The sequence below is a fragment of the Metabacillus sp. RB-C-LZQ-3-1 genome (genome assembly GCF_058315175.1).
Genome location: NZ_JBZFLI010000006.1, coordinates 224,315 through 237,526, shown reverse-complemented (window position 1 = coordinate 237,526; position 13,212 = coordinate 224,315). Strand labels below are relative to the sequence as shown.

At 34.2% G+C, this 13,212-nt stretch carries 14 protein-coding genes; 8 read left to right on the top strand and 6 right to left on the bottom strand.

The annotated features are described in order from the left end of the window. Positions 1-77: 77 nt before the first annotated feature. On the bottom strand, positions 78-1,562 hold the full coding sequence (locus AC4GZ8_RS12215; RefSeq protein ID WP_491082233.1) for a Ppx/GppA phosphatase family protein: 1,485 nt from the start codon (positions 1,560-1,562) through the stop codon (positions 78-80). Between the two features lie 264 nt (positions 1,563-1,826). Here AC4GZ8_RS12215 and AC4GZ8_RS12210 point away from each other — a divergent pair, with 264 nt between their 5' ends. The 3 genes from AC4GZ8_RS12210 to AC4GZ8_RS12200 all read left to right on the top strand — a co-directional run bounded on the left by AC4GZ8_RS12210 (position 1,827) and on the right by AC4GZ8_RS12200 (position 4,437). Beyond that, the gene (locus tag AC4GZ8_RS12210; RefSeq protein ID WP_491082120.1) at positions 1,827-2,324 is read left to right on the top strand and encodes a L,D-transpeptidase family protein; all 498 of its coding nucleotides are present in this window, start codon (positions 1,827-1,829) and stop codon (positions 2,322-2,324) included. A 91-nt stretch (positions 2,325-2,415) separates the two neighbouring features. After that, positions 2,416-3,714: an MFS transporter gene (locus AC4GZ8_RS12205; RefSeq protein ID WP_491082119.1), complete on the top strand. Its 1,299-nt coding sequence runs from the start codon at positions 2,416-2,418 to the stop codon at positions 3,712-3,714. Positions 3,715-3,957: 243 nt separating this feature from the next. Continuing rightward, positions 3,958-4,437, top strand: a complete 480-nt coding sequence (locus AC4GZ8_RS12200; RefSeq protein ID WP_491082118.1) for a YkyB family protein — start codon at positions 3,958-3,960, stop codon at positions 4,435-4,437. 99 nt (positions 4,438-4,536) lie between these two features. Here the strand turns inward: AC4GZ8_RS12200 and AC4GZ8_RS12195 are convergent, their stop codons facing one another. Next, a complete protein-coding gene (locus AC4GZ8_RS12195) occupies positions 4,537-5,442 on the bottom strand; it encodes a chemotaxis protein (RefSeq protein WP_491082117.1) in 906 nt (301 codons plus the stop codon). A 159-nt stretch (positions 5,443-5,601) separates the two neighbouring features. Next, entirely contained in the window at positions 5,602-6,252 is a 651-nt protein-coding gene (locus AC4GZ8_RS12190; protein ID WP_491082232.1) for a glycoside hydrolase domain-containing protein, read from the bottom strand. Between the two features lie 332 nt (positions 6,253-6,584). On the opposite strand from AC4GZ8_RS12190, the gene AC4GZ8_RS12185 reads away from it, so the two are divergent. From AC4GZ8_RS12185 to AC4GZ8_RS12170, 4 genes are all read left to right on the top strand, one after another. Next, the gene (locus tag AC4GZ8_RS12185; protein WP_491082116.1) at positions 6,585-7,871 is read left to right on the top strand and encodes an NCS2 family permease; all 1,287 of its coding nucleotides are present in this window, start codon (positions 6,585-6,587) and stop codon (positions 7,869-7,871) included. Between the two features lie 121 nt (positions 7,872-7,992). Then, the gene (locus AC4GZ8_RS12180) at positions 7,993-8,388 is read left to right on the top strand and encodes a hypothetical protein (RefSeq protein WP_491082115.1); all 396 of its coding nucleotides are present in this window, start codon (positions 7,993-7,995) and stop codon (positions 8,386-8,388) included. 170 nt (positions 8,389-8,558) lie between these two features. Beyond that, the gene (locus tag AC4GZ8_RS12175) at positions 8,559-8,957 is read left to right on the top strand and encodes a transporter (RefSeq protein WP_491082114.1); all 399 of its coding nucleotides are present in this window, start codon (positions 8,559-8,561) and stop codon (positions 8,955-8,957) included. A 73-nt stretch (positions 8,958-9,030) separates the two neighbouring features. Then, positions 9,031-9,159: a hypothetical protein gene (locus AC4GZ8_RS12170; protein ID WP_491082113.1), complete on the top strand. Its 129-nt coding sequence runs from the start codon at positions 9,031-9,033 to the stop codon at positions 9,157-9,159. Positions 9,160-9,234: 75 nt separating this feature from the next. On the opposite strand, the gene AC4GZ8_RS12165 is transcribed toward AC4GZ8_RS12170, so the two are convergent. Next, complete coding sequence (locus tag AC4GZ8_RS12165) at positions 9,235-9,417, bottom strand: hypothetical protein (protein WP_491082112.1); 183 nt, start codon at positions 9,415-9,417, stop codon at positions 9,235-9,237. A gap of 288 nt (positions 9,418-9,705) precedes the next feature. Between AC4GZ8_RS12165 and AC4GZ8_RS12160 the strand changes: the two genes are divergently transcribed. Beyond that, positions 9,706-10,857 (top strand): aminotransferase A, encoded by a 1,152-nt coding sequence (locus AC4GZ8_RS12160; protein WP_491082111.1) that lies wholly within the window; start codon positions 9,706-9,708, stop codon positions 10,855-10,857. Positions 10,858-10,926: 69 nt separating this feature from the next. On the opposite strand, the gene AC4GZ8_RS12155 is transcribed toward AC4GZ8_RS12160, so the two are convergent. Together AC4GZ8_RS12155 and AC4GZ8_RS12150 are read right to left on the bottom strand one after the other, a co-directional pair. After that, entirely contained in the window at positions 10,927-12,738 is a 1,812-nt protein-coding gene (locus AC4GZ8_RS12155) for a PAS domain S-box protein (protein ID WP_491082110.1), read from the bottom strand. A 280-nt stretch (positions 12,739-13,018) separates the two neighbouring features. After that, complete coding sequence (locus AC4GZ8_RS12150) at positions 13,019-13,195, bottom strand: hypothetical protein (RefSeq protein WP_175638793.1); 177 nt, start codon at positions 13,193-13,195, stop codon at positions 13,019-13,021. Positions 13,196-13,212 lie beyond the last annotated feature (17 nt).

Sequence of the window (13,212 nt, the reverse complement as noted above, 5' to 3'; positions counted from 1 at the left end):
TAAGGGACTTATACAATTGTTAAATTTTTGTAAATGTTTTGTTGTTTTTTTGTAAAAGTAGAATCAACCCTTGATTTTTACCCCTCAGAAAAAGTAATCGTTATTGGCTTTTTCAATAGCTTTTCTAAATGCTTCTTTTGCTTTTCAGCTTGATATTGTTCCGGTTTCCAATCATGATGACAAGTTATTTTGAAAGACAATCCATCTTTTTGAGTATGTAAATCAACCGACTTAACAATATTTCTTTTCGTTGCATTTAAGCTATACGAAAATTTTAAGATAGCCCCTAGTATCCTATAGGTTTGTAACTCTTCTTTTGAAAACCATTGACTATATGGAGCAACATACCTTTTAAAGCCTGATTTGCTTGTATAAGAAGCGATAAGGGCAACAATCATACGATCTTTATGAAACAAACCATCGATTGTGCGATTCGCTAATAAATAAAACGTATGTTGACTGCTCGATTCAGAATCAATATAGGAGCCAAGATTATAAACAAAAGCTCCTCTTTTAAGAAATAACTCGTCCTGTTTTGTTGTTGAAATAATCCCTGCTTTATTTAACAATTCTGTTATCATAACAGCATTATTTGTAACATGAAAAACATGATTTAAATTTATATTGTAATCAGTAGCAAGCTCGTAAAAGCTTTCTTCTATAACATTAGGAAAAACGGAAATACCGAAATCCTTTGTTAATTCCTCGAAGAAGACTCCATCACGTAATCCTTTTCTACTTAGTGCGAAATGTCTAGCTCCTACAATGTTAATTAATTGACGAAATACTTCCACCGCGGGAATAATAATATCAGAACGGTCTTTAGAGAGTCCTTCTACCTTTTGCAACTCAGAAAATGATAGAGATTGAAGATATCGATTCATCTCCGAAACATCTTCCCGGCTCATTAAATATTGATGGACACCCGCAACTGGATATGCAATATACTCCTGATGAATTTGGACCATATTACGTGCGCTCCCCCCGATTCCAATAATCGGAAGATATTTATCCCTCACCCAATCTAATTGACTAAATTCGTTATAGATAAAATTACGAAGTGTCATTAACTCTGTCTCAGTGGGAACATCTCCCATAATAAATTGCTTTTTTAATGACAGTGCTCCAAATGGAAAACTATGATAGTTAATAAGCTTCCGGTCATGGAAGTACGTTACTTCTGTGCTTCCTCCACCTATATCAATGGTGATTCCACTATTAAAGGGTGTTGTATTGACTACTGCTAAAAATCCAAAGTAAGCTTCCTCATATTCTGATAAAATACGAATGGAAAAATCAGTGTCTTTTTTCACACGTTCAAGTATTTCCTGTTGATTTTTCGCTTGACGAATGGTGGCTGTTGCAACACATTTTACTTCATCCAATAAATGATGGTTTGTGACTTCCCGAAAACTTAGAAGTGTTTCAACGAGAACATGAATACCTTTCTCTGTTAATATTCCATCTTCTGAAAGAAAATTTCGTAATCGTGCAACAACTTTTACATTTTCAATTTCTTTTAACCTACCGCTTTTCTCACGTAAATAAATCACCAAACGCATTGTATTTGAGCCGATATCAACAATTGCATATTTTTCTCTATCCAATATTCAACACCCTTACTATGTAATTTCAAAATCAGCTAAAAACTTTCCTATTTTTAAATAGAAACGAAGTAACTAATATACACAATCTTCATGACTAAAACATAGAAATGATTAATGATAAATTAATGTACATTATACCACATTCAACCATAAGTTATATTAAGTTTTAACAAGCAATCCTTTATTCCTAGGGCAATTTCACACCAAAAAGGGGGGGCGTTGATGATTCATACTGTTCAAAAGGGAGAGTCATTGGCTATCATTGCAGCCAATTATCGAACATCCTTACAGCAGCTAATAACTGTTAATAGAATCGTAAACCCAAATCTAATTTATATTGGGCAAAAAATTACAATACCAGGTATACCAGATCCAAACAGTATTCCTTTTTCTATAGAGGTTTCTGTTGCAAGGAAACAATTAACGTTAAGGAGAAGCGAGCAGGTCTTGAAAGTATATCCTATAGCAGTTGGAAAAATCGTCACAGCCACACCGGTTGGAGACTTTGTCATTGTTAATAGAGAACCAAACCCAGGAGGACCTTATGGAGCAATGTGGCTTTCTTTATCAAAGCTTCATTACGGTATACATGGCACAAATGATCCCTCTTCCATAGGAAAGGCCGTTTCATTAGGATGCATCAGAATGTATAATGAGGATGTTTTAGAACTTGCTTCAATTGTTCCAAATGGAACTAGAGTTTCAATAAGACCTTAAGAATTTATTAAGATTTTGTAATTTACGTATCAAAAAAACAACTATTACCTTATAATGACAAATGGAATAATGTCATATAAGGAGCAAACTAATGAAAATCTTTCGCAATCGAAATTTTGTCAAATTGTTTTTTGCAGCGCTTTTCTCTCAAATGGGAACGACGATCGGGAACATGGCTTTTGCTTTTTATTTACTAGATCACTTTAGTCATCAACCTTCATATGCAACAATCGCTGAATTAATGTATTCACTGCCAACAATCCTAGTGTTCTTTATTGTTGGAGTAGTTGCAGATCGGTTCGACCGAAAAAAAGTAGCGGAAAATTGTGATTGGATCCGAGCAGCCTTAACGGCCCTCCTTTTTGGAGCTCTTTTCACCAATTCGATTCCACTTATTTTCCTTGTTTTATTCTTTAGAAGTGCAGTTACAAAATTCTTTTTCCCTGCAGAGAACAGTCTTGTGCAAGGAATTCTAAATAAAGAGCAGTATGCCCAAGCTGCAGGCTTAAATCAAATGCTTTTTAGTATCTTTATGGTGTTTGGAGTTGGTTTAGGTGCTGCCATTTATAAAACCGTCGGGATTCACGGGGCAGTCGTAGTCGATTTTATTAGTTTCGTTTTATCTGCTCTCTTAATTCGTTCATGTCAAATACCTACTTCTGCACGGCTACCAAATGGGAAAGTAAACTGGAAAGAGGTAAGTATTAAATCATCTATCAAAGACTTTAAGGATGGAATTCTCTATATTGTTAAAAACCGCTTACTTTCAGTCCTGATATTTGGATTTTTTGTATTTGGCTTCTTCAATGGAGCTTTTGCCATTTTGCCAATGTTCACCATGAAATATGAACTTTCACCGACGAACTATGAATGGTATGCTTCTTTATTCGCTATATCTTTAGGGTTTGGACTATTAACAGGTAGTGGACTCGGTACATTAATTGCTTCCAAATTTAAACCGCACCAATTAATGGTTTTTCCTATTTTCCTAACAAGTCTACTCATTTTCTTTTTAGGTTTTACTGATAAACTTGTTATTTTCTTAGTGATTGTCTTCATTATTGGGACATGCTTAGGACCCATTAATATCGCAATCGGTGGATGGATGCCAAAAATTGTTCATCCAAAGCTAATGGGACGTGTAAGTGGCTGGATTGACCCTTTAATGATGTTCGCTCAATCGTTAACTCTCGGTTTGATTGCTTTACTCTTCCCTAAGTTCATAAACGAAATTGATTACTTATATTATGGTATTGCCTTTGTTATCTTATTGGTTTCCCTATTCTATGCTTTTACTCTTCCGAAGTTAAGCGAAGCCTTTGAAAAAAAGCAAAAACTACTTCAGCCTAAACAAAAGGCACAAAATGCAAGTAATATCCCATCCATATAAAGAAAAATGTATCTGTACACTTTGAAGTGTTAAGCAGATACATTTTTCATTTTGTTTAACTAATCGTTCTTTCGTTTGCTTACAAGAAGGAGAAACCCATTGTTAATATAAGATTTTTGAAGATAAAGTTTTAGCGAATTTTTCAAAATAAATACCGCAATTAGTTGCATTTTACTATATAGCAAGTATAATTTAACTAAGAAAGTTATAAACTGAAAGTGTACCAAGAAAAGGAGAGAACCAATGGAGGATCATAATCGACTCGATCCAAGTAAACAACTATCAATAGAAAACCTCGCGCGTGCTATTTATGTCGTTAATAGACATGCCAAAACCGCACCAAACCCAAAATTTCTTTATGCTTTAAAAAAGAAAGCGTTATTGAAGCTAGTCCACGAAGGGAAAGCTGAAAAAAAAGGACTTCACTTTTCAAACAATCCGAAATATAGCAAACAACAATCAGATGTATTAGTTTCAGCTGGAGAGTATTACTTTCATATGCCTCCTACAAAAGATGACTTCGATAAACTTCCACACTTAGGTTCTTTAAATCAAACCTATCGAAATCCCAAAGCACATATGTCATTATCAAAAGCAAAAATTCTATTACAAAACTATGTTGGTATGAAAGAAGAAAAAAAGCCTGCTCAATCATTTCATTCAAAAAAAACACGTACATATGAAAAGCCTGTGTTTAAAAAATTAGGTGAAAGTTACAGGTAAAACCCTTAGTTTTTCATAACCTACCATTCATAAAGATTTCATACTTTTGATCGTATGGAAAAGGCTATCATGTTTGTTTTATACATGATAGCCTTAAAACTATAAGATATGTTTATCAATTTGTTCGACGAGTTGATTAATTTCAGGTTTACTAATTTGCGAACTAGCTCCAACCAATTGTCCTTTGTGCCGAAGATCCTCCGTGATCAGTGAAGAAAAAATAATAATAGGCAATATATTCAAGGACTGATCATCTTTAATCCGCTTTGTTAAATGATGACCATCCATTTGAGGCATTTCAACATCAGTAATGAGAAGTTGTACTTCATCCTCAATAGCTTTTCCAGATTCCACAATTGAATTTAAGTAAAATAAGGCATCTTTACCATTTTCAAAAAACTCAATTTGATGAAAGCCTGCCTCGTTTAATGTTTCTTGCAGTAATTTCCTAAGCAGTGGAGAATCCTCGGCAATAACTAGTTTCTTTTCAGATCTTTCTCTTTGTCCTAATTTTTTTATATTTTCAATGTTAATACCAGATTCTGGATTTATATCAACGACAATCTTTTCAAAATCCAAAAGCAAAATCATTTGATCATTCATTTTCACTACGCCTGTTATTTGACTTTCAAGTCCTTGGTACATAGCTGATGGTTTTTCAATTTTATCCCATGAGATTCGGTGTATTTGTGTAACCGAATGAACATGGAAAACTACTTTTGTTTGATTAAATTCGGTCACAATAAACTTCTCATCCATTGGACTGTCACTCTTAGGATAGCCCAGAGCTTTAGCTACATCTACCACAGGAAGAATTTCTCCTCGTATTTCTATTATTCCTTCAACATTCGGATGGGAATGTGGAATCTTGGTTACTTGAACAGGCTGAATAATTTCTTTTACCTTAATAACATTAATCCCAAACTTACTTTGCCCTATACTAAATTCCACTATTTCAAGTTCATTTGTGCCGCTTTCAAGTAAAATGCCTTTTTGTTGGTCCATGCTATCTATACTTCCTTCCATTAAAACATTAGTAGTCTATATATCGGCATAATTTACAGAAATTGAAGTATATTTTTAAATGGTTAAAGATGAGATTTATGATAGCACGTAGAGTATGTACATTAAGTGTAACTTGGGGGGTTATTCCAAGCTTTGTTATCAAAATAAGAAATTTAATAGTCTATCATCTGCTAAATTTGTATCAACCTGATATTGATTAGCATCCCGTCCATATTGCCACACCCATACATTCGCTTTGCAATTCGGAATTGCAGGATTAAATCTTGGTGCCTTTCTTTCTGATGTAGCACCTGTTTCAGGTTCAACACTCCATAGAATTGCTTGGATTGCAACTTCATTATTTTCTTTCGCTGCTTGGCAATATGCTTTAGCAAAATCACCATGTAATGAGTCATAATAAAATCCTGGCCTATAGCCTGTTGGAATAAGTGTTTCCACCCACACCCTGATCCATAATGAATCAACATGAATAGAGTTTTCAATGTTGGCAAACAATATAGTCTCTTTTGGAAATCCTAACCTCCTTGCATGGTATACCGCATTTCTAACCCCAATTTGTGCCTGATCGTATCCAACAGCCTCTTTTATGACATTATATATCGGTAATACCTTTATTCCTTTATCTCTAAGAAAGCTTATTTCTTCTTTTGTTAAGCCGCTTGACACATTCGGAATTTCAGAAAGATATCTTCCCCAATATTTTGGCAAACCAAATTGACTTCTTACATAATTAAACAATTCCTGATCAACAGTGCCGGCAGAATCCACTCCCCATATCTTGCGTGCCAGAGACATCACGCCCTTTCTCTCTAAGCTCTACACATATATATGTATACGAATAGTTGTCTCAAGCATAGAAACGAATAAAGTTTGATCTTTTTTTACTTTACTAAAACTGCGTCTAATGATTTTCGTTAAACAAAAATAAGCTCGATGTTACTTGCAAGCCTACATGTTTTAATCCTTTTTAAGCCATCATAATAAACGATCTACATTTTTTTCTGATTTCACTAATGAAAAAATGATGCAAACTTGTGATACTCCTGATATAATCCATTTGTAAATTGTATAACATACGATTTACAGGGTGGGTTGAGGGTTACACTTAAGGAAGGTAAACATTGGATAAATTTTTTCGATTAAATGATAATAAGACCTCTATAAAAAAGGAATTACTTGCCGGGACAGTCTCCTTCTTTACGATTGTTTATATTGTCGTTGTAAATGCCTCTATCTTATCTGATGCAGGAATCCCATTAGAGGCCGGTATTATAGCAACTGTTTTGACATCCATTGTCGGCTGTCTTATTATGGGGTTTTTCGGAAACACACCGATCATCCTTGTACCAGGTATGGGGGTCAATGCACTCTTTACCTACACAATTGTGATGGGAATGGGGCTAACGTGGCAAGAAGGCTTAGCCGTCGTATTTGTATCTGGGATCTTATTTACTCTGATCGCATTTACTAAGCTTTCTGTCATTATTTCAGAATCTATTCCTCTTTCATTAAAAGAGGCGATTACGGTTGGTATTGGATTCTTTTTAACATTTATTGGATTGCAAAAGGGTGGAATTGTTGTTCTAAATAGTGAGACCTTTGTGGCGTTAGGTGATTTTAGCCAGCCCTCGGTTATTGTAACACTTTTGACATTAATTGTTACAGTTGGCTTATTTACAAGACAAGTACCTGGGAATTTTCTAATCAGTATTTTGGTTGGAACTGTTTTGGCTGCTTTCTTTGGTTTACTTGAATTCGATTTTTCCACTAAACCACTCGATGCTTTTACTGTATACAAGGATGTATTTTTCGCTATGTCCTTTAACCGTATAATGGATCTTGCATTTTGGACAGCGACATTCTCGTTGACGATGGTCATTGTATTTGAAAATATCGGACTTGTATTTGGTCAGGTTCATATGATTAATCGGCCTGAACGATATAATCGTTCTTTTCAAGCCAATGCCCTATCAACCATAACATCAGGGATTTTTGGCTCAAGTCCTACTGTTAGTACGGTTGAAACAGCTGCTGGAATAACTGCAGGTGGAAGAACGGGTTTAACGTCAATTACAACTGGTCTACTCTTTTTAAGCTCATTATTGTTTCTACCTATAATTAAAGTAATACCAGACAGTGCTATCGCACCAATTCTTATCTTAATTGGCAGTTTAATGATCCAAAATATTCAACATATTGATTTAAATGATTTTAGTGAAAGCTTCCCAGCTTTTCTTATCATTGCTTTAATTCCATTTACTTATAGTATTGTGGATGGTATGGCATTTGGTTTTATTATGTACCCAATATTAAAAGTTATCTTAAAAAGAAAACATGAAGTAAAACCTGCGCTCTATATCATCGCTTTGTTATTTTTATTAAATTTTGTTTTTCATACTCTTCATTAAGGCAGACAATCGTCTGCCTTTTCTTCTTGCATTGTTGCCTTCAACCTAAATATCTTTTGTATAAAATTCATTCTTTTTCACAAAATAAAGTTACTGTAAATATGCATAGTAGAGGTGAAATATGAAAAAGTATGCGATGTTCTTCTTTACATTGTACCTATTAACTGCATGTAATATCGTGGATGAGGATGAAGCAACAAATATAAACCAAGAAGAAGAGGGTTTACTTCAAACAGGGAATGATCACGTAAGAACAAATGATGATGTACTTGTAGAAGCACGGGAAGAGGTGAATTTTGACCAGGACCGTGAACCACTTCACCCCACACAAGCAGAAGAGTTAGTAAAAGAAAAACTGGGCGTAAAAAGAGATGAAAATACAATTGTGCAATATGATCATGTGGAAGATGGACATTATATCGTACATGTCTATTCACTTGAAGGAAATAGGGAAAAGAGTGAGGCATGGTATATGGTAGATTTACAAACAAAAACTGTTGAGACACTTATTCGTTAACATTTAATTATAAAGAACAGCTCTATTCACTGAGTTGTTCTTTTTTATGCAGCGTTCAAAACTTTAGAAAACCTATACATACAGGTAATCCTTAAATTAAATATGGACATTCACCTATTAAGAACATTTGCATAAAGTAAACGTGAAGGTTTTATGAGAGGAGATTTTACATGTATCCATATCCATACCATCGTCAGTTTACAATTCAAATACCGGGATTTCCGCCATTTGGTCCTCCTAGCGGCGGAGGTGATCAACCTCCATTCGGACCTCCAGGAGGAATTGGAGCTCCAGGTCAAGCTGGTCCGCCACTAGGACCACCACCAAGTGAGATTCCTCCCCTCCAATCTCAAAGTCAGATAGGAATATTTGCAGTTGATCCTGGAGGAATTCGTCCATGCCTATACCGCTTTACGTACATTCGCTTAAACAATGGCCGCAGCTTCTGGTATTATCCAATATTCGTTGGCCGTAATTCTATTGCGGGATATCGTTGGAGAAGACGTCAATTTCGTTGGGTTTACTTTGGTATTGACCTCAATGAAATCCGCTCATTTAGCTGCTATTAAAAAATTAAGAAGGAAAAAATTGTGAAAATAAGTATAGTTGCAAGACAAAAAAATGAACTAGGAGGTCATTGATATGACAAAACGTAATATTAAAACAAAATCTGGACTTCAAACAGCTAAAGCAATTACAGATCCTGAGATTTCTAAAGATCTTACATCGATTAATAAAAAAGCAAAAAAAACTCGTCCGCGAAATCAATAAATATTCGATGTAATAAGAGTATTAAAGGTAAATAAAGAGGTTCTCATTGACTTTTGTCTTGAGAACCCCTCTTTATTATAATTCATACACATGTTTTGTTAGAAACGCTTGTCTTCGTTTCGCTTGTGAAATAATTGTTTGAATTTCATTTTTATAGAATTTAATATGTGCGCTTGTAAGAGCAAATAGCATTTCACTTTCAAGCTTATCAATAAGCTCTTGTTCTTCTTTGGTTAATAATGGTTTTACTTCACTCATTATTATCACCTCAATAGTCTTAAAGTATTATATTAATACCTTTCGAAAGTTAGATAACATTTATGACCGTAATGATCATATATTCCCAATCTTATATCCAGGCTAGTCTTTTTACAGAAGGACAACGCAATATACGTCAGATTGATTTTAGAAAAAAAGATGACATGTTCTATAAAAATGGTAAAATTACTCCTATATGTTTATTTTAAGCTCATTTTAACATTTTAAAAATCGAAATGTTCAAAAGCAAATAGTTACATTTCGTACAATCATAGGAGGGCTTTAGCGATGGAACATTTAGTTAATTCTAAAGTAAAAGAAATAGAACTTTCAGGAATTAGAAAGTTCTTTAACCTTGTGGCAGATTATGATGATGTGATATCTCTTACAATTGGACAACCGGATTTTACAACACCTGATCATGTGAAAGAAGCAGGGATGAAGGCAATTGAAGATAATTTCACCACCTATACTCATAATGCTGGATTTATTGAATTACGAGAGGCTGCCAGCCAATTTGTGAATAAAAAATATGGACTTACTTATTCTCCAGTAAATGAAATCATTACGACAGTTGGTGCGAGTCAAGCAATTGACTGTACATTCCGTACAATATTAGAGGCTGGTAGTGAAGTGATCTTACCAAGTCCTGTTTACCCTGGATATGAGCCTCTAATTAAGCTTGCGGGAGGTGTTCCTGTCTATGTGGATACAACAAAAACTGATTTTAAGCTGACTGCTGAACTACTTGCTTCATACATAACTGAAAAGACGAGATGTATTGTTCTTCCTTACCCTTCCAACCCAACTGGTGTAACACTTAATAATGATGAATTAAGTGACATAGCAGATCTTGTAAGAGGAAAAGATATATTTATTTTATCAGATGAAATATATAGTGAGTTAGTTTATGAAGGAACCCATCATTCTATTGCTACACATTTAAGAGAACAAACAATTGTAATCAATGGCTTATCAAAATCGCATAGTATGACAGGTTGGAGGGTCGGCTTCCTATTTGCACCAGAGGTTATTGCCAAACATCTATTAAAAGTCCATCAATACAATGTCTCTTGTGCGACATCTATTTCTCAAAAAGCAGCTTTAGAAGCTTTAACAAATGGAATAAACGATGCCAATAATATGAAATCTTCCTATAAAGAACGATTAGATTATGTGTATGACCGATTAATTAAAATCGGATTTGAAGTGGTTAAACCAAATGGAGCCTTTTATTTATTTCCTAGCATCAGCCAATTTAATCAGACTTCTTTTGATTTTGCTTTGTCTCTAGTAAAAAATGCAGGTGTTGCTTTAGTACCAGGGGGTGCTTTTTCAGAATATGGAGAAGGTTATGTCCGATTATCATATGCTTACTCAATGGAGCAGTTAAAAGAAGCCATGGATCGAATTGAAAACTACATCATGAATCAAAAATGAATATGACTTTATCAATTCGTTAACACTCTGAAACAGCGGCATTAGCCGTTGTTCCAGTTTAACGATGATCTACTCACAAGGAAGTATGATTGTAAATGTACTTCCTTTTCCTACTTCACTTTCCACACACATATGACCTCTATGGTTTTCAATAATTTTATATGTGATCATTAAACCTAATCCATTCCCATTTTCTTTTGTCGTTATGAAAGGTTCACCAATTTTCTCCATAAATTCAGGAGGAATTCCTTCTCCTTCATCCTTTACAGTAATCTTAACTGATTGGTTAACTTGTTCTGTTTGCACAGTTACTTTCCCGCCATTAGGCATAGCATCTATTGCATTTTTGAATAAATTGATAAACACTTGTTTTAATTGGTTTTCATCACAGTTAACTTGTAGATCTGAAAAAGTATGTTCTTGTATTATCGAAACATTGTTCATATTTCCTTGCGTTTCCAAAAGGATCGCCACATCATTGAGTAATGTCACCATATTGGTTTTCCTAAATTTTGTTTCCTGCGGCTTTGCTAACATGAGAAGCTCACTTAAGATCAATTCTATTCTGTTTAGTTCAGAGAAAATGATATGAAAATATTGACTATGATTGGAAAGCTCTGGTTGCATGATTTGCAAAAATCCTTTGATTGCTGTTAATGGATTACGTATTTCATGTGCTATACCAGCAGCAAGTTGTCCAGCAATAGATAATTTTTCAGACTTTAGCATTAACTCTTCCGTGTTTTTACGGTATGAAATGTCTCGTAGAATTACCTGAACTGCTTTTTCCCCATAGTAAGTTGTTGGAATACAAACCATTTCTGTAAAAATTTTCGTGTTTTTAGAAATTATCCAAGATTGCTTTGTAAGCTGTACGTCTGAAGTCCCATCCAAAATACTTTTCAATGACTTTCTCATTGTTTGATGATCACCTGGATGTAAAAATTCATAAATATTTCGGCCTAACATTTCCGGATAATCCTCTGCCTTAAAAAGCTTTACACCTGATTCGTTCATAAACACCCATTTATCCTTATGAATAACCGCGATTGTATCGATAGAATTGTCGATAAGCCTTTGGTATCTTTCCCTGCTTTTTTGAAGTATTTTTTGAAAATTCCTTCTCGAAGAAATGTCATTCAAAACGACTAACTCTGCTGGCTCCCCTTTATATTTCGTCAATGCGGCCGTAATTTCCAAACTGATTTCACGACCATCGAGTGTGTGCCATATTTCTTCAATAATGCCGATTTTTTCCCCTTGATATAAACGGTATTCTCTATTTTTAATGACGTCATGAAATCCTTTATCAGTAAATTCAAAGGTATGTTTCCCTAGTAGTTGTTCTTTTGTATTTGCTCCTAATAATTCCTGAAATGCTTGATTGACAAAACAAAGCTTTCCTTTTTTAGAAATAAAAACTGGTGTTGGTAAATCTTCTAGGAGTGAACTTTCCTGAGGCTCAAATGCCGTTTCACTATTTAATGTTACTGTACCATCTTGTTCTCTTTCACTAGTGCTTGTAGATGATGCCTTTGTTAGTAATCTCATTTTGAGAATGATTTCTTGTTCAGTTTTTTTAACATTGCTTCGAATAAAGTCTAGATCAGCTTCAAACCAAACATATCGTCCTGATTTTGTAAAAAACCGGAATGAGCAAGGATGAAGGTGATGCTCATTATAAAAATAGCTTTCTACTAAAAATATATCCTCGATATGGATAAAATCCTTCATGAACTTCCCAATTAATTCAGAGCTTGAGTAGCCTATTAATTCTAATGAATTGGACGAAATATATTGAAAGCGGCCATTTGAAGAGACAACAGCATATAGTTCTAGAGACTGACTCACTTCCTTTTGACTTATTAAGCCTCTTTCCATTAGTTTCCCACCTTTTCCATGACCTCTATACTAGTTCATTAGTTTTATATAACGAACATATAAATCGTTTATTCTTAACTTAACCTATTCTATCAATATGGTAAAAAATCCTTTTTCTGATGAATATTTCTTTAAAATAAGTGTACCTTGTTATAAAAGTTTGTCAATCTATCAAATTTCATTATTCTAAACTGTTTTTACTTTTATTGATAAAAAATCAGATTCTCAAAAATTAACTTTAGTTTATCATTTTAAAAAAACTTGGCTTATCCGCCAAGTTTTATCCTTTATATTCTCCATTATTTTTAGATGCTTTTTCTTTTTTTGCCTTATCTTTATGGACTTTATTTGCTGCTGCACTTCCAAATTCATGACTGAATTCTGAATCAATGACACTTGAATCAAAGCCTTTTTTATTTTTTTGCTGAGGATCATTTTTTTTCGTACGTTTTGCCATTTACATCACTCCTTAAA